The organism is Actinomyces urogenitalis (assembly GCF_002861525.1).
In the GTDB taxonomy this organism is placed as follows: Bacteria; Actinomycetota; Actinomycetes; order Actinomycetales; family Actinomycetaceae; genus Actinomyces; species Actinomyces urogenitalis.
Genome location: NZ_PKHA01000007.1, coordinates 115,178 through 135,555, shown reverse-complemented (window position 1 = coordinate 135,555; position 20,378 = coordinate 115,178). Strand labels below are relative to the sequence as shown.

The 20,378-nt window shown below is 69.2% G+C and carries 16 protein-coding genes, 2 tRNA genes and 2 riboswitches; of the genes, 4 read left to right on the top strand and 14 right to left on the bottom strand.

Features of this window, described 5'->3' with window-relative positions; translation table 11 throughout:
• The 4 genes from CYJ26_RS07760 to CYJ26_RS07745 form a co-directional block, all read right to left on the bottom strand.
• On the bottom strand, window positions 1-340 hold a 340-nt coding region (locus CYJ26_RS07760; protein ID WP_219619546.1), incomplete at its 3' end, for a transposase family protein.
• Window positions 341-919: 579 nt separating this feature from the next.
• A tRNA-Ala gene (locus CYJ26_RS07755) sits at window positions 920-995 on the bottom strand.
• A 105-nt stretch (window positions 996-1,100) separates the two neighbouring features.
• Window positions 1,101-1,967 carry a flagellar biosynthesis protein FlhF gene (locus tag CYJ26_RS07750; RefSeq protein ID WP_229083277.1) on the bottom strand — a complete coding sequence of 289 codons (867 nt, stop codon included), beginning with the start codon at window positions 1,965-1,967 and terminating at the stop codon, window positions 1,101-1,103.
• A gap of 425 nt (window positions 1,968-2,392) precedes the next feature.
• Window positions 2,393-3,604: a molybdopterin molybdotransferase MoeA gene (locus CYJ26_RS07745; RefSeq protein ID WP_024035188.1), complete on the bottom strand. Its 1,212-nt coding sequence runs from the start codon at window positions 3,602-3,604 to the stop codon at window positions 2,393-2,395.
• Window positions 3,605-3,746: 142 nt separating this feature from the next.
• Here CYJ26_RS07745 and CYJ26_RS07740 point away from each other — a divergent pair, with 142 nt between their 5' ends.
• The 3 genes from CYJ26_RS07740 to mscL all read left to right on the top strand — a co-directional run bounded on the left by CYJ26_RS07740 (window position 3,747) and on the right by mscL (window position 5,732).
• Window positions 3,747-4,400 carry a 5-formyltetrahydrofolate cyclo-ligase gene (locus CYJ26_RS07740; RefSeq protein WP_065425896.1) on the top strand — a complete coding sequence of 218 codons (654 nt, stop codon included), beginning with the start codon at window positions 3,747-3,749 and terminating at the stop codon, window positions 4,398-4,400.
• 179 nt (window positions 4,401-4,579) lie between these two features.
• Complete coding sequence (locus tag CYJ26_RS07735; RefSeq protein WP_006547582.1) at window positions 4,580-5,239, top strand: SAF domain-containing protein; 660 nt, start codon at window positions 4,580-4,582, stop codon at window positions 5,237-5,239.
• Window positions 5,240-5,336: 97 nt separating this feature from the next.
• Window positions 5,337-5,732 carry a large conductance mechanosensitive channel protein MscL gene (gene mscL, locus CYJ26_RS07730; protein ID WP_006547583.1) on the top strand — a complete coding sequence of 132 codons (396 nt, stop codon included), beginning with the start codon at window positions 5,337-5,339 and terminating at the stop codon, window positions 5,730-5,732.
• A 125-nt stretch (window positions 5,733-5,857) separates the two neighbouring features.
• On the opposite strand, the gene CYJ26_RS07725 is transcribed toward mscL, so the two are convergent.
• The 9 genes from CYJ26_RS07725 to CYJ26_RS07685 form a co-directional block, all read right to left on the bottom strand.
• Window positions 5,858-6,082 (bottom strand): transcriptional regulator, encoded by a 225-nt coding sequence (locus tag CYJ26_RS07725; protein ID WP_229083279.1) that lies wholly within the window; start codon window positions 6,080-6,082, stop codon window positions 5,858-5,860.
• Complete coding sequence (locus CYJ26_RS07720; protein ID WP_101638236.1) at window positions 6,075-10,421, bottom strand: DNA helicase; 4,347 nt, start codon at window positions 10,419-10,421, stop codon at window positions 6,075-6,077. The genes CYJ26_RS07725 and CYJ26_RS07720 overlap by 8 nt, the downstream gene beginning before the upstream one ends.
• 143 nt (window positions 10,422-10,564) lie before the next feature.
• Window positions 10,565-10,637: transfer RNA gene (locus CYJ26_RS07715), tRNA-Arg, on the bottom strand.
• An 81-nt stretch (window positions 10,638-10,718) separates the two neighbouring features.
• Entirely contained in the window at window positions 10,719-11,660 is a 942-nt protein-coding gene (locus tag CYJ26_RS07710; protein ID WP_006547586.1) for a universal stress protein, read from the bottom strand.
• A 178-nt stretch (window positions 11,661-11,838) separates the two neighbouring features.
• Window positions 11,839-12,588, bottom strand: a complete 750-nt coding sequence (locus tag CYJ26_RS07705) for a C40 family peptidase (RefSeq protein ID WP_006547587.1) — start codon at window positions 12,586-12,588, stop codon at window positions 11,839-11,841.
• 4 nt (window positions 12,589-12,592) lie between these two features.
• A riboswitch (cyclic di-AMP (ydaO/yuaA leader) is annotated at window positions 12,593-12,742 on the bottom strand.
• Between the two features lie 243 nt (window positions 12,743-12,985).
• Window positions 12,986-13,657 (bottom strand): C40 family peptidase, encoded by a 672-nt coding sequence (locus CYJ26_RS07700; protein ID WP_006547588.1) that lies wholly within the window; start codon window positions 13,655-13,657, stop codon window positions 12,986-12,988.
• 2 nt (window positions 13,658-13,659) lie between these two features.
• Window positions 13,660-13,812: riboswitch (cyclic di-AMP (ydaO/yuaA leader) on the bottom strand.
• A 168-nt stretch (window positions 13,813-13,980) separates the two neighbouring features.
• Window positions 13,981-14,652, bottom strand: coding sequence for a metal-dependent transcriptional regulator (locus tag CYJ26_RS07695; protein ID WP_034237306.1), 672 nt, complete (start codon window positions 14,650-14,652; stop codon window positions 13,981-13,983).
• A gap of 182 nt (window positions 14,653-14,834) precedes the next feature.
• Complete coding sequence (locus CYJ26_RS07690) at window positions 14,835-16,220, bottom strand: MFS transporter (protein ID WP_048685286.1); 1,386 nt, start codon at window positions 16,218-16,220, stop codon at window positions 14,835-14,837.
• Between the two features lie 210 nt (window positions 16,221-16,430).
• A complete protein-coding gene (locus CYJ26_RS07685; protein WP_006547591.1) occupies window positions 16,431-17,894 on the bottom strand; it encodes an NCS2 family permease in 1,464 nt (487 codons plus the stop codon).
• A gap of 103 nt (window positions 17,895-17,997) precedes the next feature.
• Here CYJ26_RS07685 and CYJ26_RS07680 point away from each other — a divergent pair, with 103 nt between their 5' ends.
• Window positions 17,998-18,975 carry an NAD(P)-dependent oxidoreductase gene (locus CYJ26_RS07680; protein WP_006547592.1) on the top strand — a complete coding sequence of 326 codons (978 nt, stop codon included), beginning with the start codon at window positions 17,998-18,000 and terminating at the stop codon, window positions 18,973-18,975.
• Between the two features lie 126 nt (window positions 18,976-19,101).
• Here CYJ26_RS07680 and CYJ26_RS07675 read toward each other — a convergent pair whose 3' ends face one another.
• Window positions 19,102-20,328 carry a DUF3027 domain-containing protein gene (locus tag CYJ26_RS07675; protein WP_006547593.1) on the bottom strand — a complete coding sequence of 409 codons (1,227 nt, stop codon included), beginning with the start codon at window positions 20,326-20,328 and terminating at the stop codon, window positions 19,102-19,104.
• Window positions 20,329-20,378 lie beyond the last annotated feature (50 nt).

The window sequence follows — 20,378 nt, the reverse complement described above, 5'->3', positions numbered from 1 at the left end:
TAGCAGGCCCCGTGGAGCGCAGACCTGCGGATTGCTCGACGAAGGTCGTCACCGCGCAGACGCCCTCGAGACAGATCCAGCGACGCTTACGCCACCGGATCCGCACCGGACGGCCCACCCACGGAGCATCGATCACCTCGACCCCCACCCGACCGTCACCGGTGGCGATAACCCCGCAGCCGGGGCATCCGGCCACTGGATCGCAGGACTCCACCTCGAGCACCAGTCCCGCCCGGGCCTTCGAGACGGCCACCAGATGAAGGCCCAGGAAGTCCAGAAGGAAGTCACACCGGTCGCAGCGATCGAGCGCGTCAGGGCATGCACAACGATGATCGGGCATCGTCGAGGTCCTTGAGATCAGCGGGCGTAGAAGTCCGCTCATCATCAAGGACCTCGACGCCTATCCCCAGCTACCCCCCATCACCGGCGCGCCCACACTCAACTCTGAAGAGCCCATATAGGCAAACAAATATAGTAAATTAGCTAGAATTCCATTACACATATTGATAGGTATAGCAATCGCTATACGTAAGTAATTGTTTTTGGTAATCAAATCATCCATTAATGGTGATTTGAAATGAACGTCTACGAAAAACGTGACAAACTTTTACTGCTTAATTTAGAAGCTCTGGCTTCGGACAGTTACTCCACGATCGCTCTAGGTTATAGATCTATCCTGTGAAACCGCAAAGTTTTAGCGACTCGCACGCTTTTGGCGGATGGACATATTTCTTGTAGCTTACTTCTCGGAGCCTTCCAGGCTACCGGAAATCTGACAAACTGTGCCGAGCCAGCGATAAGTCAAATACCTAACCAGGAAGACTTCCGAAACCCATGAAGCTACCCCGACAGGGTGAAACGCCACGTTTTATGGCATAAAAAACAGGACGTTCACTTCGTATCAAAATGAACGTCCTAGTGGTGGAGCTAGGGGGATTCGAACCCCCGACCTTCTCATTGCGAACGAGACGCGCTACCAACTGCGCCATAGCCCCAGGTGCCCGACGATCGTAGCACCGTCGGGGCCCAGACCCGCAACCTGAGATACCGTGAGGCGAGCCACGGTCGCTGCCAGCCGCGTCGCTGCCACATCTGATCGATCAGGCCCCCGCAGCGCGACGGCGCTGGAGAATGGCATCCAGGTCGATCGGTTGACGCAGCTCTTCCCCCACCTCACGGGTGGCGAGGCTCCGCACAGCCTTCGGCCGCATCGGCACCGGCGCGGACGGCGCAGCCGTCTCCTCCAGCTCTTCCACGCGACGCCTGGGCGCCGTAGCGACCAGCGTGTAGGTCGGCGCCGGCACCTTCACAGGGTGCCAACCCTGCGGCGGTGTCTGGGTCGAGGCCTCGCGCGCGGCCGCGGCAGGCTTCGACTCGGTTTCCTCCACCGGAGCAGCCGGCCGCGTCGCCATGATCTTTAGCGCCACGGCGCTCTCCCGCGCCGCCTGAACCGGGGCAGACTCGCCCGCCGTCGGCTCCTCGCGGCCAGCAGTCGCCGTGGCGGTAGCTGCGACCGGCGGTACCTCATCAGCCACCTCGGTCAGAGCGGCACTGTCCGAGGCTGCCAACGCGGTCACCTCTGCCTGAGCAACCTTCTGCGAGCTCGCCAAGGCCTTCGCCTGCGTCGAAGACTGCCCGGCCAGGCGCTCCAGCTCAGCTTCCAGCTCCGCGATCCGACGCCGCTCACGGCGCTCGGCATCCTGCCCCGCCAGGGCAGCGCGGCGTCCGGCCGCCATGGACACTGCCAGGAGCGCGCCTGGCACCAGCGCGGGCCACCAGGGCAGGACCGTCAGCGCCGCGACGACTCCCACACCGAGCAGCACCCCCACCAGGGCACAGGCAACAACGGACCGGTGTGAGGCCGCGGCTCGCCGGCGCTCTCGCGCCTGTGCGTGCGCCTTCTTGGCTCGCACCAGCTCCCGTTCAGTGCGCAGGGCTCGCACGTTCCTGACTGCAGGCCTGTTCATCGCCCTGACCTCCGGTCGTCGTCGAAAGATCTCTGCGTGTCCACCCTCGGGGCAGGTCTCACCTCCGGCCTGAGACTGCGGTCCCACGGCCAGGAGCCGTAGCTGTGAGGAGTAACGATCCTCAACCCGCGAGTGTCCCAGGACCTCCCGGCGTCCGACCAGTATCGGGAGCAGGTACACGGCGAGAACCGCGACGAGCGCTATCAGTGCCCAGATCTCGATTCCCACGCGCCTACCGTATGCGGGCCACCGCACGTGGGGCGGCAGGAACACGGCGTGTTGAGGACACCTAGCGGCCAGTCACAGTGGACGTGCCCAACAGCTGAATCACGCCAGTCACACAGGCCCCACACGCCCCGCACGGCACGGTCGCCGACAGAGCCTGGTCCGGTCAGGAGTCCTCGTCTTCGTTCCTGGTCTCGCACTCAGGCGTCAAGCAGGAGGCAGTGCAGCAGGTCCCCTGCCACGACCGTCCGAGTCTCCTCAGGCACCACCGCGATAGCGTTGGCCCGTGCCAGTCCGGACAGCTGGGCTCGGCCCGGCTGCACCGTCGGCTCAGCAACGTACCCCTTGCTCGGCGAGCCACTGAGGTGGACCGGCACGAACTGGCGCTGATGAGCCGGAGAGTGCCAGCCGGTAGCGACCTTGGCGGGCAAGGAGGAGCGGTGCAGGGAGGATCGCCCCGCGATCTGCCGCAGCACCGGGCGGACAAAGGTCTCAAAGGCGATCTGCGCGCTCACCGGGTCTCCTGGCAGGCAGAAGATCGGGGTGCCGTCCACGGTGCCCACACCCAGCTGTCGGCCCGGGGACATGGCGACGGCGTCAAAACGCACTGAGCCCAGAGGTGCCAGGACCTCCTTGACCGTATCTCCCTGCCCCACGGACAAGCCTCCGGTGGTGATGAGGACGTCGGCACGCACCAGCTGGTCCTCAATCGTCTCGCTCAGCGCTCGCAGCTCGTCCGGCACTGCCGCCACCCGGAAGGCCTGGCCTCCGGCGTCTGCCACGGCCGAGGCCAGAGCGTGGCCGTTGGCGTCAAAGACGTCCCCGGGCTCACGAGCCGCACCCGGCTCCACGATCTCGTCACCGATCGACACGATGACCACACGCGGGGCGGGGTGCACCTTGAGGCGGTGACGCCCGAGCCCGGCCGCCAGAGCGACGTGCCGCGCCGAGATCCTCGTACCCTCGGTCAGAACCGTCTCACCAGCGCGCACGTCATCCGCGCGCTGACGCACATTGGCACCGGCCTCGACCTGAGCTCGCACCTGGACCCGCGAGGTCCCGCGGTCCGTGTCCTGCCAGGCCACGACGGCGTCCGCCCCCAGCGGCAAGGGCGCACCAGAGTCGATGAGGATCGCCGTGCCCGGCACCAGCCGAGTGGGCCGCATATCCCCCGCCCGCACCGCGTCCATGACCTCCAGAGTCACTGCGCTCGTGACCGAGGCGCCGGCCAGATCCGCCACGGCCACCGCGTAACCATCGATACCAGCCAGGTCCACCGCCGGCAGGTCCAGGTCCGCGACCACGTCCTCGGCCAGGACGCATCCCACCGCGTCAAGCAGGACGACGTCGAGCGGCGCAGCCGCCTGTGCGATATCCAGGCAGGCAGCCAGGTGCTCCGCGACCGTTCTCATCATGGCCTCCGTGTGACAACCGGTAGTGGGCAAAGACGCCCCACAGCGCTCAGCGTACCCGGCAGGCCTGCGCACCATGCCCGCGGCCAGCCGATGGGCATGTCCGTTCGGCCCGCCACGCAGGACCTGCGAGGATAGGGCCATGAGCTGCGACGCGCGTGACCTCCCCACCACCGAGGGACAGGAGGTCGATGACGCGAAGGACGGACTGCGCAGTCTGCTGCGACGCGACCGGCGGCAGCACCACCGTCACCCCGAGCACGGGCACGACGCCGTGTGCGAGGCCCTGACCGAGCATGCGCTGGAGGCCGTGGGCTCCCTGAGCTCGGTGGCCGCCTACGTCTCGGTCTCCCACGAGCCGTGCACCCGCCTGCTGCTGGACCGCCTGTACGAGCAGGGCACGCGCGTGCTCCTGCCCGTCCTCGGCCCGCACCTGGCACGCTCCTGGGGCTACTTCAAGGGTTCGGCAGACCTGGCCGAGCGCGCGCCAGGGCGTCCTCCCGAGCCCAGCGGCCAGGCTCTGCCCCCTGAGGAGATCAGCAAGGTCGAGGCCCTCATCATCCCTGCGCTCGCCGTCGACCGCGCCGGGCGGCGCCTGGGCCAGGGCGGCGGCTGGTACGACCGGATGCTCCCACTGCGGGCCCAGGGCGTGCAGGTCTTTGCCATGGTCCACTCCGACGAGCTGGTCACCGGCCCCCTGCCCACCGAGTCTCACGACGAGCTGGTCGACGCCGTCATCACCCCCGAGCAGTGGTTCCTCCTCGAAGGCTCTGCCTTCCAGGCCGGCTCCCACTGACGACGGCGCAGCTCGCCTCTCCTGCCCGCGCGGCCCGCCCTCACCTGGGAGGGCCTGCCGCTGCACCCACCGGGTGCCGCGAGCGCTCGGGCTCCACAGGCACGCGCCGTGACACCCTCCTCCACAGGACTCACCAGGCCTGCTGGTGCCCAGCGACGGCGTCACTCCACCCTGGATCTATGACTCCACTCCGTCACCGCGCCCTGGAGCGCGCACCACGACCTGTCCCCTCCGTCCTCCTGTGGCGCTGGCGCCACCTCGTGGTCGGTCTGTGCGTCGGGGCCGCCGCGCTGGTCACGCTCACGCTCCTGCGCCCTGGCCCGGGTGAGGTCGCGCAGGTCATCGTGACCACACGCCAGGTGGTGGCCGGTGAGGTCCTCCAGGACGCTGACCTGGCCCGCCGCGAGCTGCCCGTCGCCGCTCTGCCACGCACCGGGCTGGCCGACGGCGAGGTCGTTGGGACTCGCGCCGCCGTCACCTTGGAGGAGGGCACGGTGCTGACGACGTCGATGACCAGCCAGTCGCTGACCTCCGACCTCCTGCCGCACGAACGCGTGGTCCAGGTGCCGGTGGAGGTGGGCGCTGAGCTTGCCAGGCCCGGCGCCGTCGTCGACCTCGTGGCGGAGGCGCCGCAGGCAGGCGATGGCGCAGGCGCCGAGGTACCCACGGTCATCTGCGATGGTGCGCGGGTCCTGCTCACGCAACATGAAGGAAACAGTGATCGATGGAGCAGTGGGGCCACAGTCCCACTTATTACTCTTGCCGTTCCCGCCAGCACGGCTAGCCTGGTAGTAGGAGCCGCCACCCATGGCGCGCTCGGGATCGTGCTCAGTCCCTGAGTTCAGTCCCACAGCCCGCACGGCACTTGCCACGGCGCTGTCACCCAGACACTTCCACGCCGCCTGACGGTGGCGTGATCATCGAAAGGCCTCCCTCATGCTGAAGGGCTTCCGCGACTTCATTGCCCAGGGCAACGTCATTGACCTGGCCGTCGCCGTCATCATCGGCGGCGCTTTCGCCCCGATCGTCGAGGCTCTCACCAAGGTCCTCCTCAACATCATCGGCGCCCTGGTCGGCTCGCCGAACTTCAACTCGGTCGGCCAGTTCTCGATCAACGGCTCCGACCCGATCCAGCCCGGCACGATCATCACCGCCGGAATCAACTTCCTGCTGGTGGCCGCCGCGATCTACTTCTGCGTGGTCCTGCCGATGAACAAGCTCAAGGAGCGCACCCGCAAGGCCCAGGAGATCGAGGCCGCGGACGAGGTCCCGGCTCCCTCCGAGACCGAGCTGCTCGTCCAGATCCGCGACCTGCTCGCCGACAAGAAGTGAGCCCGGCGGCCACTGGGCCGCTGCTCACGGACGGTGCCCCCGCGACGACCACCATCGTCGCGGGGGCACCGTCATCTCCGTCTCCTAGGCGGACCCGCGCTGGCGCAGGCGGCGTCCGGCGCCGCTCACCCCCAGTGCGGGGGAACGTCACGCAGCAGGCGAGCGTCGTTAGCATGATCGCCCGCACCATCAGCACGCGAGAGGGCGTCCGTGAGCGCGTCCACGTGACGACGCCGTTCCTCCTCAGCGGCAGCCTCAGGCAGCTCACCACGCGCTACCCGCGCCTGGTCCGCCTGGGAGAGGGCCACTACCCTGCGACGGCGCCTGCCGTAGCGCCCGGACTCAGTCATCGGCCTGGGCGCGCGAACGCGTAACCGCGTGGGTGAGCACCGCGTCCACGCCAGAGCCTCGACGCAGCAGGGCCAGGGTGGCACGCAGCTCCTCGACCTCGGCCTCAACACTGCGCTCGACGCCGTCGGAGCGGATCCAGGCCACGAGATCATCCAGCTGATCGTCAGAGTAGGCCTGTAGCGGCAAACCTTGCGCGATCGGAGGCCGCAGCCCTCGCACCGGCTCACGCTCCTCCTGCTCGGCCTCGCCAGGCTCGGTCTCCTCACTGCCGTCCATGTCAAGCTCGGCCGGAGGCGCAGCCGCCACCTGCTCGGAGCGCTCCCGCTCCGCCTCGCGCTCACGAAGCACCTCGAGCACCTCGTCCTCGATCGCGGTGGCCTCAGCCTCCGGGTCAACAAAGACCGAGACAGAGAAGGCCGTGTAGACCCGCCACCCGCGACGCCGCAGGCGCTCCACCCAGTGGCGGTCACGACGTCGCAGGCTCTTCTGCGCCACATAGTCGGCGTCGTCGGTCAGCACCGCGACGAAGAGCTCACCGGGATAGTCCGGGTGCCCGATCGCCAGCGGGATCCGCGTGCCGCCCTCCAGGCCGTAACGAGGTACCACCGTCAGACCCTTGCGCCACAGACGCTCAGCAAGGTCCACCAGCAACGGATCGGGGTACTCCTGGCTTCCCTGGGCGTCATCCTGCGCCAGGCCAGCGGCCCGCACGAGGAGCTGGTAGAGCAGCTGCGCCCCAGGGGCGTGCAGACGCTCCGGGTCAATGTCCTGCGGCGCGAGGCAGGAGACCACCTGAGTGGTCCCGCGCGAGGCGCACAGCGCCTCCACCAGGCTCACCATCCCGCTCGGCTCGGACACAGCGCCGAAGCTGTGGATCGTCCGCCCATGCGGGGTCTTGGCGTAGCCCACACTGAGGATGACGTGGTCACGGCGCAGTGAGCGCGCCTCGGACAGGTCCACCACCACGAAGGGCTCGGCGATCCCACCGGCGAAGAACTCCTCCAGCGCCGGGGAGCCGACCACGGCCGCAGTGGTCGCGCGCCGAATCTGCTCGGCGTGCCTGGCGTTGAGGGCCACCACTCCCAGCGACTGCTCGGGGTGGGCCAGGGCGTGGTCGATCACGAGGTCCACCACGCGGTCCACCTCGGCCGGCACCGACTCCACAGCCGTCTGGCCAGGGGCCGGCATTCCACGCCCGTCCACCAGCTCCAGGCTGAGCGGGGCCGAGCCTGGGGGCGAGGGGATCGCCTCCACGACGTCGTCGTAGCCGTGGGTGGCCAGGAAGGAGGCGATCTGGGCGTCCAGGCTGTTGCGCGTGGTCGGTAGCGTGACCGAGGGCAGCAGCGATCCCAGCTCGGCCGCCAGGCCCGTGGGCTCACGCCGGGGATCACCGACCACGATCACCTGCTCGGCCCTGACGAAGGCCGGCAGCACCTGGCACACCGGCATATGGGCGCTGGCGTCGAGGACTGCCAGGCCCACCAGGGCCTGAGGATCGAGGACCTGCGGGACCAGCGTGGGCGGGACGATCCACACCGGCTTGACCACCATCGCCAGCGGGTGCTCCGCCAGGATCTCCCGCAGCGGCACGCCGTCGTCACGCGAGAGCGCCACGTACAGCGCCCGGGCGGCTTCCTTGTCCGCCTCGACCGCTGAGCGCACCCGACGGGCGTAGGCCTGGGCCACCGGCCCGGCCAGGGACGCCGACTGCTCGGCGTCCAGCTCGCGCAGACGGGCCTGACGCTCGGCCAGCACTCCCGAGTCGAGCCCGGCAAGGTCAGGATCCGTGCCCAGCAGATGCGCCAGCAGCGAGGTCCACCAGCAGTACTCCAGCTCAGTGTCCAGGTCCTGCTCGTCCACGCCGCGCGAGGCGAGATCGGCCACGAGCTCGCCCAGGCCGAGCTCGCCGAGCTGACCCATGACCCGGTTGATCTCCGGGAGCTTCTGCGCCGTGACGTCGTCGTCCGCCAGGGCCCGCACGCGCCCGAGGAGCAGGGGCAGGGCCAGACCCATCAGGTCCGGGACGTCGTCGGCCGTGGCAAGCATGGGCTGCAGCTCCTCCACAGCCTGCTTGGCCCGCCTGGCCGTGGCCTGCATGCCGTCCAGACCTGCAGGAAGCTCCGGCCAGCCGCTCGTGGGCTCGTACAAGCGCCAGGCCTCGCGACGGTGCTGGACCTTGACCAGCTCAGCGTGGAGGTCCTCCACCGGGCGGCCAGGGCGCACCAGGTCCTTGGCCTGCTTGATGAAGCGGCGGCGAGTGGCTCCCGACATCTCGATGGAGCGCTCCTCACGCCACTGGCGGGTCGCCGTCGCAATGACCATATCCGCTGCCGAACGCTCGAAGACGGCGGGGACAAAGACGTCCAGGGAGTCGCGCAGCCCGTCGAGCAGCTCCAGCTGGGCGCACCACTGCGTCAGGGTCAGCGCCCGGGAAAGGCCGCACTGCTCGGCCACCAGGGGAGCGTCCTTCTCGATGGCCGGCAGCAGCTCGTCAGCAAGCTCGGCAAGCCGGCTCAGAGCGTCAGTGGCCTGGTCGATGTCAGCCACCGTGACGCCGTTCCAGGCCGAGCTCGCCGTGCTAGGCGTCAGCAGCTCCAGGGCGTGAGCACGGTGAAGGAGCGTGCGGGCCTGGTCCAGGCCCTCCTCATCCAGGCGTTCCAGCATCCCCCACTCCACGCGTGCCCCGGTGCGGCTGCGGGAGCGACCGGTGGTGAACTCAGCCAGGTGCTGCAGCGCCTCGTAGGCGGAGACCCCCCACGGCTGGCGGGGCACATGGAGTGCCTCCAGCGAGGAGGTCAGGCGCTCACGCACCTCGCCCAGCCGCTCACGCAGGCCAAGGATCCCGGTCACGTCCAGTACCGGGGGCTCCACGCCGAGGGAGTTCTTGATGGACTGCGCGGCGTGCAGCCGCCATCCGGCGTCCTCGGTCAGATCGACGACGAGGTCCCCCAGCCCCTGCTCGCGCAGTACCTGCGCCACGGCGTGCCCGTCCGCTCCGGTGGCCGGCACGTGCAGGACCGTGCGTCCGGAGGCAGCGGCGTCCGCGAGCACGGCGGCCAGCGTGTCAACCACGTCGGAGCCGGGCGGGGCGTCCAGGAGGAGGGAGGCTCCGGTGCTCACAGCCTCGACGGCATCGAGCTGAGCCACGTCCAGGTCGCCGACACCGCGCTCCAGTGCCGGGTCCCGGTCCACGCCGTCGGCCTGCTCCAGCGGCAGGGCCAGGGCGGCCTGCGCGTCAGGGTCCCCGGCCAGCGCCGCCACCAGGGCTGAGGCCCGGGCCCGCTCGATGGTGGCGTCAAAGTCCTCCACCAGGGCCTGGCCGGGGTGCACGAAGGCGCCGACGACGAGCCGCTCATGGATCTCAAAGTCCGGCAGGAACTGGCGTCCGAGGGAGCCCAGCCGCGTGAGCGCGGCGCGTGGGGTGAAACCGAGCTCGGACAGCGAGGCGCGGGCAACGGCGTCGACGTCGGTCCGGCACCCAGCCGAACGCAGCGCACGGGTGACCACGGGGTTGACCTCGATCGAGGGCCCGAGGGTCAGGGCGGCGTCGCCGCCGGTGGAGGCCAGGCGCACCGGCCGCAACAGGACCGGGGCGTTGATGGTGCGAGTCAGGCCCGCTGCCACGGCCTGCGCCTGCTCCCCCTGGTCGCCGGCGCTCTCAGCCGGCTCGGCCACGTCAAGGGGCTCGGCCTGCTCGGCCAGCCCAGGATCATCAGCATCCGTGGTCGGCACTGCCTCGCTCCAGGAGGCCACCCCGAGCGCCAGGTAGACCGGCGCGACACCGAACTGGCGGGCCAGAAGATCAGTGCGCCCGGCGACCTCGCGCAGGGACTGGCGCGCCACACCGAGGGCGCTGCGCTCACGCACGAGGCTGGACAGGTGGGTGGGGCGGCCGGCGTAGAGCTGCGCCAGGCCCGAGGGGTGGGCGGCCGTGAGGTCAACGACTCCCTCCAGGAGCGTGATGTCATCCAGGCTTGCTACCCCGCCCAGGTCCACCAGCTCCTCACGCCAGCGCGCAAGGGCCTCCTCCAGGACCGCCTCACCGGGCCGCCCGGAGGGGTGGGCGTGGCTCGTGGGCGCAGAGAGCTCGGAAAGCGGGCGCTGCGCAGGGCCAGGCACGCCGTCCTCGCCGCCAGGCACCGGCTGGTCAGTGCGCTCCTGCGCCTGGCCAGCACGGTCCTCCTGCATGGCGTCCTCGTGCGGCGCGGCCTCATGCGTCGGGGCCGCAGCCTCGTCGGTCTCGACCGGCCTGCTGGAGCCACCGACGTCCTTCTGCTCTGCCGCACGGGCCTGCGTCTTGCGACGGTTACGGCCGAATGAGAAGAGTGAAGGCGTCATATCACCAACATAACGGCACCACCGCGTCCGTCGAGGGCGACTCCCCGGCAAAACGGACCGATAAACGCCTCATTCAGCGCTCCGGCACGCAGCAACCCTCGCTCTCAAGAAGTGCTTTTCCTTGAGATACGAGGGTTTAGTCGTGCCCCCGAATGGATTCGAACCATCGACACCCGCTTTAGGAGAGCGGTGCTCTATCCCCTGAGCTACGAGGGCTTGCGGGTCCCCACCCTACCAGGACGCACGTGGTGCCCGGGAACCGCGTCCCCGGGCACCACGCAGGTCAGGCCTGTTTCTTTAGGCGCGACCCCACGGCGTACCGGCGTTGCGCGCGACCTCAAAGTGGTCGTCCCGGGTACGCGAGGGCACCACCATGACCGGGCACGCAGCGTGCGAGAGCACGCCCTGGCTGGTCGAGCCCAGCAGCAGCCCGGAGAAGCCACCGCGTCCACGCGAGCCGACGACAACGAGGTCGACCGCCGTCGAGAACTCGCTCATGAGCTGGGCGGCGTTGCCGTCCAGGGCGTGGCGACGCACCGTGACGCCCGGGTGGCCCTCGACCGCCTCGGCAACAGCCCGGTCCAGACCACTGCGCACGTCCGCCAAGACCTGATCGCGGTCCACGGCGGCAGGCAGCCAGGCTAGGGCTCCCGCTCCCGAGGCCATCGGCACCGCAGCTACTGCCGTCAGCTCCGCGCCCCAGGCCTCAGCCTCCACGACGGCGCACTTGAGGGCCTTGCGGGCCGAGTCCGAGCCGTCGACGCCGACGACGATGCGCTTGACCGGCGTGTACTCCGCGCCCTCGGTGTGGCGCGGGACGACGACCGTCGGGCAGTGGGCGTGTGCCGGCAGCGCCGAGGAGACCGTGCCCAGCAGACGGTCGGCGAATCCGCCGCCACCACGCGTACCAACGACGGACAAGACAGCCTCGCTGGACAGGTCCACCAGGACCCCGGCGGGGTCTCCGGTCTCCAGCGAGCTGGTCACGGTCACGCCACGTCCCTGAACGCGGCTGACTGCCTCATCAACGACCGCCTGGGCGCCGGAGCGGATCGCGGTGTCATCGAGAGCCGCGTAACCGCCGTCCAGCGACGCCGTCGTGAAGGATGGCAGCGAGTAGGCACACAGGATGTGGACGCGCCATCCCTCGCGGGCGGCACGGGCGACTGCCCAGTCCACCGCTCCCAGCGACTCAGGTGATCCATCCACTCCGACGAGGACGACTCTGTCTTCGGCCATGGGTTCTGCCCCTTTCTTCGGGTGTCGGGAAACCGACTGGTCTCATTGTCACCCCGATGTGCCATGTGGTCCAAACCACTGCGCGTGCCGCGAAGCGACGACGGCGCCCCGTCAGCCTGCCTGGCAGGCTGACGGGGCGCCGTCGTCACGAAGGAGATCAGCGCGCTAGGCGAGAGCCTCAGCCGATGCGGACGTAGCCGATCGGCGAGCCGTAGACGGCGCGGTAGACCGTGCCGGTGGAGGGGGTACCGGCGTCGATCATCATGCCGTTGCCCACGTAGATGCCCACGTGGTGGCCGTAGTAGACGATGTCGCCAGGCTGAGCCTCGGCAGCCGAGACGAGCGTGCCCGCGGCGCCCTGGGCGTAGGAGGTACGAGGCAGGGAGATACCGGCCTGGGCGTAGACGTACTGGACGAACCCGGAGCAGTCCCAGCCCGCCGGCGTCGTGCCGCCGGAGACGTAGGGCACGCCCTGGTACTGCAGGGCGATCGCGACGATCGAGGAGGCCGAGGCGTTCTCGGGAGCAGCCACGGCAACAGCGGGAGCGGCAGCCTCAGCCGTCTCCTGCGTGGTGGTCGCCTCGGTCTCAGCCTCAGCAGCCGGAGCCTGCGGAGCGGCGACGGAGACCTCGGCAACGGCCTCAACGTCTGCCAGGGTGGCGACCTCGCCAGCAGTGATGACCTCGTTGGTCGCCAGGGCGTCACGAGCCTGAGCAGCGATCGCGCCGACACCCGCAGCCTCGAGGGAACCAGCCGAGGCCGAGGCCTCGGTCGCACCGGCGGCGTTAGCACCGGAGGCAAGCATGGTCAGGGCCAGACCGGAGGACGCCGCCACCGCCATGCCGCGACGAGCAGCCGGAGCGACGGTCGCGATCGGGGTCAGGGGTCGTGCCGCCTTGCGGTGACGGGCCGAGGTGCTAGTGGTCATGTGGGTTGATTCTCCTGTGTGCCGACGAGGTGAGCTGTCGGGTTCGAGCTGGAGACGCTCGGTCCGCTGCGCGGACTTCACCCCAAGGCCTCGTCACCGAGACCAGAACTGGTTCCCCCGTTCCTGCCATCATGGTCATGGGCCTCAACGCGGGCGGCAGGACTGGGCCCCGCGATGAGGGCGTCCCCGGTCTCAACCGGGTAACGATGGAGACGCTACCGGAGCGCGCCCATTATGTCACGACCAGATAACGCACATCGACGTGATGCCCACCACTTATCTGTCGATACCTCGCATGACCGAGCCGTCTCCTCCGCACGGAGGAGACGGCTCTCGTCACAGGTAGTGCCGCAGGGTGAGACAGGCCGCAGGCCCGCAGCCCTGCACGCCGGGTGGCTTAGAGCACCCGCAGGTAGGTCGGGCTGCCCCACACGGCGCGGTAGGTCACTCCGCCCGGCACGGACTCCAGGACCATCCCGTCACCGGCGTAGAGCCCCACGTGGCCTGGCCACCACATGATGTCGCCAGCCTGGGCCTCGGAGGCCGAGACGACGCTCGCCCCCGCCATGTTGCGGATCGCACTGGACTGGTGCGGGATCGACACACCGATCGAGGCGTAGACGTAGGAGACGAAGCCGGAGCAGTCGAACGCGGTCGGGCTGGAGGCGCCCCAGACGTAAGGAACGCCAAGGAACTGCATGCCGTAGTCGATCAGGCCCTGGCCCGTGGCGACGGCGTTGCGCTCCTGGACGACCTCGGCCGTCACCGTCTCGACCTCGGTGACCACCGCAGCGTCGTCAGCGGCAACCTGCTCGGAGACCTTGATCGGGGCGTTGCTGGCCGCCAGGCTCTCCGCTTCAGCCACCAGCCCGACCTTGAGGGTGCCGGCCGAGCTGCGCAGGTTCTCAGCATCCTGTCCCGCGGCGTTGGCGCCAGAGGCGATCATGGTCAGCGCCAGGCCAGAGGAGGCGGCGACGGCGAAGCCACGGCGGGTAGCCGGAGCAAGGTCGCTCAGCGGGGTCAGCGGCCGTGAGGCCTTGCGGTGGCGCGCCTGAACAGGTGTGGTCACGTCAGTTCTCTCCTGGGGAGCCTGCGAGGTTAGCTGTCGGGTTCGAGCGGGAGGCGCCCGGCCCGCACGAGGCGGGCTTCACCCCGAGGCTCAGCCTGTAGCGGCCTGGCCGGCGGTGGGTCCCCCGTGCCTGCTGGTGAAGTCGTATGGATCGAGGAACCGGACGTCAGCAGGCTTGGGCTCCGCCTGGCTCCTCGCGTCCGGACACCCGGACGCAGCGGATACGTTATACGAACGTGATCCTCCTCGAGAAGGATTCCGCCGCAGGCAAATGCGTGCAATGAGACACCGCGGTCGCCGACGGCGGCAGTGAGGACCGACGCTCAGGCAATGAGGAAGAGATGGCGCGCCAGGTCGTCAGGAAGAACCACCGGCTCGCCCTCGCGGCACACCACACGCACCCCGCCACTGCTCGGGCGCAGGCGGACCTCAGCCCCGGCCACGATCCCGGCGTCCTCCAGGCTGGCGATGAGGTCAGCGTCAGCCTGAATGGGCTCACCGACTCGTGCCACCACCCCGTCCTCGCGGTCCGCACGCACCGCGCGGTCAGCACTGACCTCGCCGGCCGCCGGCTGCGGGTGCTCGGCCCTCACCTCAGGAATCGGGTTGCCGAAGGGGTCCGTGCTCACGTCACCGAGGATCGTCAGCAGGCGTTCCTCGACCTGCTCGCTCATCACGTGCTCCCACCGGCAGGCCTCCTCGTGGACCAGCCGCCTGTCGAGACCGATGACGTCCAGAAGCAGTCTTTCGGCAAGCCTGTGCTTGCGGATCACTTCCGTGGCCCGACGGCGGCCCTCCTCGGTCAGCTCCAGCAAGCGGTCCTCAGCGACCTTCATCAGGCCGTCACGCTCCATGCGCGCCACGGTCTGGGAGACGGTCGGCCCCGAGTGGTCCAGGCGCTCCACGATGCGCGCGCGCAGCGGCAGAACGCCGTCCTCCTCAAGCTCGTAAACGGTCTTGAGGTACATCTCGGTAGTGTCGATCAGCTCGCTCATGCCTGAGACCTCCTGGGAAGAAGTACGTCCTGAGGACAGCGCCTGGAAGCAGACAGGGACCGTCTGCCCGAAGGCTGTCCCAGGATATCGGCAAGCCCTTGGCGCGCAGGCCGCGCCCACCCCGTTCGCGCCCAGCGCGCTCACGCCCAGCCGGCTCGAGCCTGCCACCCACGGCGGCGGACTCAGCGTGCCGGGCGGGCCTCGCCGTCGTCGTCCTGCTCACCACGGGCCTCAGCCTCCGCGACCAGCTCAGCCCCAGCCCCCTCGATCTGCTCACCGGCCACCGGGCCGGGATGGGACAGGCTCGCACGCTCACGCGGCCCCACCGTGCTCAGGAAGGGGCGGGTGGAGGAGTAGGCCAGGTCCACCTGCCAGTGACGCCGCGCCCAGAAGGTGGCCAGGCAGGCGATGAGGACCGCCGCCACCCCACCCAGAGTAATCGCCGAGCGTGGACCCCACTGGTCCGAGACCCACCCGACGAGCGGGGAGCCGATCGGCGTGGTCCCCAGGAAGAACATCATGTAGATGCTCATCACCCGCCCGCGCATCGCCGGGTCGGTGGTCAGCTGCACCGTCTGGTTGGCACTGGTGAGCACCGTGAGCACGCACAGCCCCACCGGGATCGAGGACAGGGCGAACAGCGGGTAGCTCGGAGCCACAGCCATGACCAGAGTGAACAGACCCAGGAAGAAGGTCGCCACGATGAGCGTGCGCACGCGCGGAGCCTTGCGACGCGCCGCCCACAGTGCACCGGCCAGGGAGCCCACGGCGAAGATCGAGGAGACGTTGCCGTAGGCGTCGGACTCCAGGTTGAAGGCGCTGCGCACCATGGCGGCCATCGTCACCTGGAAGTTGAGGGTGAGCATCGAGACCACGGAAATGACCACGATGATGACCACGATGTCGCTGCGGCGCAGCACGTACGCCATCCCCTCACGCAGCTGCCCCTTGGCACGCGCGGCACGCGGCACGGCGTAGAGCTCACGCACGCGCATGGTGGCCAGCGCCAGGGTGGGGAAGAGGAAGGTCAGGGCGTTGATGATGAAGACCCACCCGGGACCGACCCAGGCGATCGCCAGTCCGGACACGGCGGGGCCGATGAGCCTGGCTGCGTTGAAGGAGGCCGAGTTCAGGCCCACGGCGTTGGACAGGTAGTCGCCCGGAACCATCCGGGCCACGAAGATCTGCCGGGCCGGGGAGTCGTAGGCCCCGCCCACCCCCGAGACAAAGGCTGCCAGGTAGACGTGCCACAGCTCGGCGCGGCCCAGGATGACGTCCAGGCCCAGGGCCAGGGAGACCAGTCCCATGGCGGACTGGGTGAAGATGAGGAACTTGCGCTGGTCAACCCGGTCCGCGAGCAGACCGGCATGAGCGGAGAAGAGCAGCGCCGGTAGGAACTGCAGGGCCGTGGTGATGCCCGTGGCCGAGGCGGAGTCGTCCGTCAGGACCCGCAGCACCAGCCAGTCCTGAGCCACTCGCTGCATCCATGAACCGGTATTGGCCACCAGGGCGGCAAAGAACCAGATCCGGTAGTTGTGGAACTTCAGTGACTCAAAAGTGGCGGACACGGCGTGCGGAAGCCTCGGTTTCGTGACGGTAAGTGGCGTTTCGTGCGTGGTAGGCAGACGTCGGGCGGCCAGGTGTCCGGCGTCGAGCGAGCAAGCGCGGCAGGGCATCGTATCGCCGCAGCTACGACGTCGAAACCCCGACCTCGCCGCCACCGGGAGGGCAGGTGCCCTCCACCGTGGAGCGAGGCCGGGGTCCGTAGGCCTGACGGGTCAGGCGATGCCGAGGATCGCCTTGATCGGGGTCAGGGTGAAGTAGATGACGAACAGCACACAGGCCAGCCACATGAGCGGGTGGACGCTCTTGGCCTTGCCACGTGCCAGCTGCACCACCAGGTAGGCGACGAAGCCGGCGCCGATGCCGTTGGTGATGGAGTAGGAGAAGGGCATCATGATGATCGTGACGAAGGCCGGCAGGGCCACCTCAGACGACTTCCAGTCGATGTCCGTCACCTGGGTCATCATGAGGAAACCGACGACGACCAGTGCCGGGGTCGCTGCCTCATAGGGCACCATCGAGACGATCGGCGCGATGAACATGCTCGCCAGGAAGGCGAGGCCGGTGACCACGGAGGCCAGACCGGTCCGCGCACCCTCACCCACACCTGCCGCGGACTCGACGTAGGAGGTGTTGGAGGAGACCCCGCCCATACCGCCGGCGATGGCGGCCACGGAGTCAACCACGAGGATCTCGCGGGTACGCGGCGGGTTGCCCTTCTCGTCCAGCAGGTTGCCCTCGGCGCCGATGGCCACCATGGTGCCCATGGTGTCGAAGAAGTCAGCGAGCATCAGGGAGAAGACGAGCAGGACAACAGAGACGATACCGACCTTCTCGATCGAGCCGAGCAGGCTGAAGTGACCAAGCGTGGCCAGGGAGGGCATGCCAACGGGAGAACCCTCCAGCGCGGGCACGGACAGCGACCAGCCGGTGGGGTTGGCCTCGGCGTCAAAGGCTCCCAGGTGGGCCACGGCCTCGACGACGGCAGCCAGGATGGTGGAGGCAATGATGCCGATGAGGATGGCACCCTTCACCTTGCGCACGTGCAGCACGAGGATGAGGAAGAGCCCGAAGAGGAAGACCAGAACCGGCCAGCCCTGCAGCGAGCCGCCCAGGCCCAGCTCCAGCGGCGTGCCACCAGCGCGCACGACCTTGGCGTCCACCAGGCCGATCAGGGCGATGAACAGGCCGATGCCCACGCTGATCGCGGTCTTCAGGTGCGCGGGCACGGCCTTGAAGACGGCCTCACGGAAGCCCGTGAGCACCAGGACGAGGATGATGATGCCCTCAATGACCACCAGGCCCATGGCGTCGGCATAGGTCATGCCGTTCATGCCTACCAGGGTGTAGGCGATCATCGCGTTGATGCCCAGGCCCGCGGCCAGCGCCATCGGGAAGTTGGCCACCAGGCCCATGAGGATCGTCATGATGCCGGCGACGAAGGCCGTGCCAGCCGCGATCTGCTCGGTGGTGCCCAGCGGGGCGATGCCGTCGTGCGGGGTGGAGAGGATGAGGGGGTTGAGGACGAGGATGTAGCTCATCGTGAAGAAGGTGACGAGCCCGCCCCGCACCTCACGAGCCACGGTGGAACCGCGCTCTGTGATGTGGAAGAAACGGTCAAGCGCGCCGGTCGGGGCGGACGCGGCGCTGGGACGGGGGGATGTGGTTGGTGCACTCACGTAACCGGATTCTCGCAGAGCGAAGCCGATGGAGACAATCGCAGCGCCGCGTCAGGCTCGCAACTCCCCTCCGGACACCGCCTTGGCGTGACACCCTGGTGACATGAAGATCCTGCTGACCTCCTCCGGATACATCGAGCCCGCTCCGATCCGAGACGCGGGCCATGAGGTGGTCCTTTTCGACGAGGGCAGGCCCGTCCCGCCTGAGCACCGCGACGCCGAGGCCATGGTCCTGTGGGGAGGTGGCGGCTCCGGGCACGGTGCGGTCCTGCGCGAGATGCCCGGATACCTCACCCACCTGCGCTGGATCCAGACCCTGGCGGCCGGTCCGGACAACGTCCTGGCCGCAGGCTTCCCCTCCTCAGTCGCCATCACCTCCGGGCGGCACTTCCATGACGCCACCGTCTCCGAGCACGCCCTGGCGCTGACCCTGGGATGCCTGCGTCGCCTGCCCCAGGCCGTACGCTCCGCTGACCGCCACGTGTGGGACCGGGACCTGGGCGGGGCCAAGCCTGTCCATGACCCCAAGCGGCTGACCACCCTGCTTGATGCCCGAGCGCTGGTGTGGGGTTTCGGTGCTATCGGGCAGGCGACCGCCCGGCTGCTGAGCGCCTTCGGGGCCCAGGTGCGCGGCGTCGCCCACAGCGCGGGCGAGCGAGCAGGCTTCGAGGTGCTCGCCGTCGAGCAGATCGAGCAGGCACTGCCGGACACGGACCTGCTGGTCATGGTGCTGCCCTCTGCCCCGGACACTGCCGGTGCCCTCTCACGCGAACGGCTGGCACTGCTGCCCTCGCGCGCCGTCGTGGTCAACGTGGGGCGCGGAACCACGGTGGATCAGGAGGCCCTGGAGGAGGCGCTGCGCGAAGGCCGCCTGGCCGCAGCTGGTCTGGACGTCACGGACCCTGAGCCGCTGCCTGCCACCTCCACCCTGTGGAGCGCCCCGAACCTCCTGCTCACCCCGCACGCAGCCGGGGGCCGGGTGGTGGGTGCCACGCAGCGGATCATCGCCAACGCCGCCATCGTGCAGGCCACGCCCGCTGGGGCACCGCTGATGGGGCTGGAGGCCCTGGTCACCCGCTAACCCTCTCTGACCTTCGCTCCCCCGGAACGTCGTCCGCTACCCCTTTGTCTTCTTCGCACCCCCGCTGCGCGCGCTACGGGGGTGCGAAGAAGACAAAGGGGTAGCGAAGGAAACAGAGGGGTAGCGCTAGCCGCCGAAGGGTAGCTGAGCCTCCAGCTCATCCAGGGTTGTGGGGACCGCACGAGGTGCGTCCTCATGCCCGTGCGCCGTCGCCGCCAGCTCGGCAACGGCGTCCAGCGCCGAGGCGTGGCGCTGCTCAGAGCTGCTGGGCGCCTCGGTCTGCTCGGCGTCCTGAGCGGCCCCGCCCGCCTCGTGGGTCTGCTCGGCACCATCCGATGAGTCCTCGGCCTGCGCCGGGGCGTCACCAGACTCAGCGTCACCGGCCTCAGCCGGTTCCGGCTCCTCCTGCGAGGCAGCCTCAATCTCCTCAGCCTGGCTGCGCCCGTCGCGGATCGAGGTTCCGTCCGTCCCCAGGGGTTCCATGGCCGCCTCGTCCAGACGCGAGGGCGTCACCGGCCACTCCGGCCCCTGATCAGGCAGATCAGTCTCCGAGTGTGCGCCGCAACCGTGGTCCAGGGAGACCACGCGTCCGTCGTCGGCCGCCCACTCGTTGGCACAGATGCCAAAGACGTTACGCAACGGGCCAGCCAGCGGCACGAGGAAGCCGCAGGTGGCGCAGGTGGCGTGGGCCTTGCGCACGCCGTCGGCGTCAGGGCCATGGTCGCCGTCGTACCAACGCTGGGCGGCACGCTGCACCCCCTCGGCAGACAGCACGCGCGCGCGGCCGAAGTCGAGGGCGTCGGTTCCCACGACGTCCCCCTCCTGCTCACCCGTGGCCTCCCAGCCCGGTTCCAGGCGCTCGTCCGTCTCGCGGCGCGGCAGCCGGTCCGAACGTGAGACGTCCCCAGGCTGGAGCCGGTCCGCCCACGGGATCCACGCGGGAGCCAGGATCGCCTCCGCGCCAGGCAGCAGCTCCATCTCGCACACGGTCGCGGTGCGGGCGCGAGGCGGACGCGTCAGCGTCACGGCCCAGTGCCAGCCGCGATAACCGGCGAGATTGCACTCAAAGAGGTGAGTCACCACGCGCTCGCCCTCGCTGCGGGCTCCCAGGTGGGCACCCACGCTCAGGGGCTCCGTGATCTGCCCCAGGGCCTGGTGGGCCAGGTCGACGGCGACGGCAGAGGTGAGGACCTTGTCCTTGGCGGCGGCCACGGCCTGCTGAGGAGTGGGCAGGCTGCCGGCACGCTCCAGGGAGGCGGTCGCAGGGTCCGCGAGGGTACCAGCCTGGCCAGGGGCCGGATGTCCGGTCTCGGTCGGGGGTACTGTCTCGGGATCAGTCGCGGTAGATGTCACCCGACCAGTGTAGGGGGCAGGTCCACAGGTGCGGCATCACCGTCTCCCAC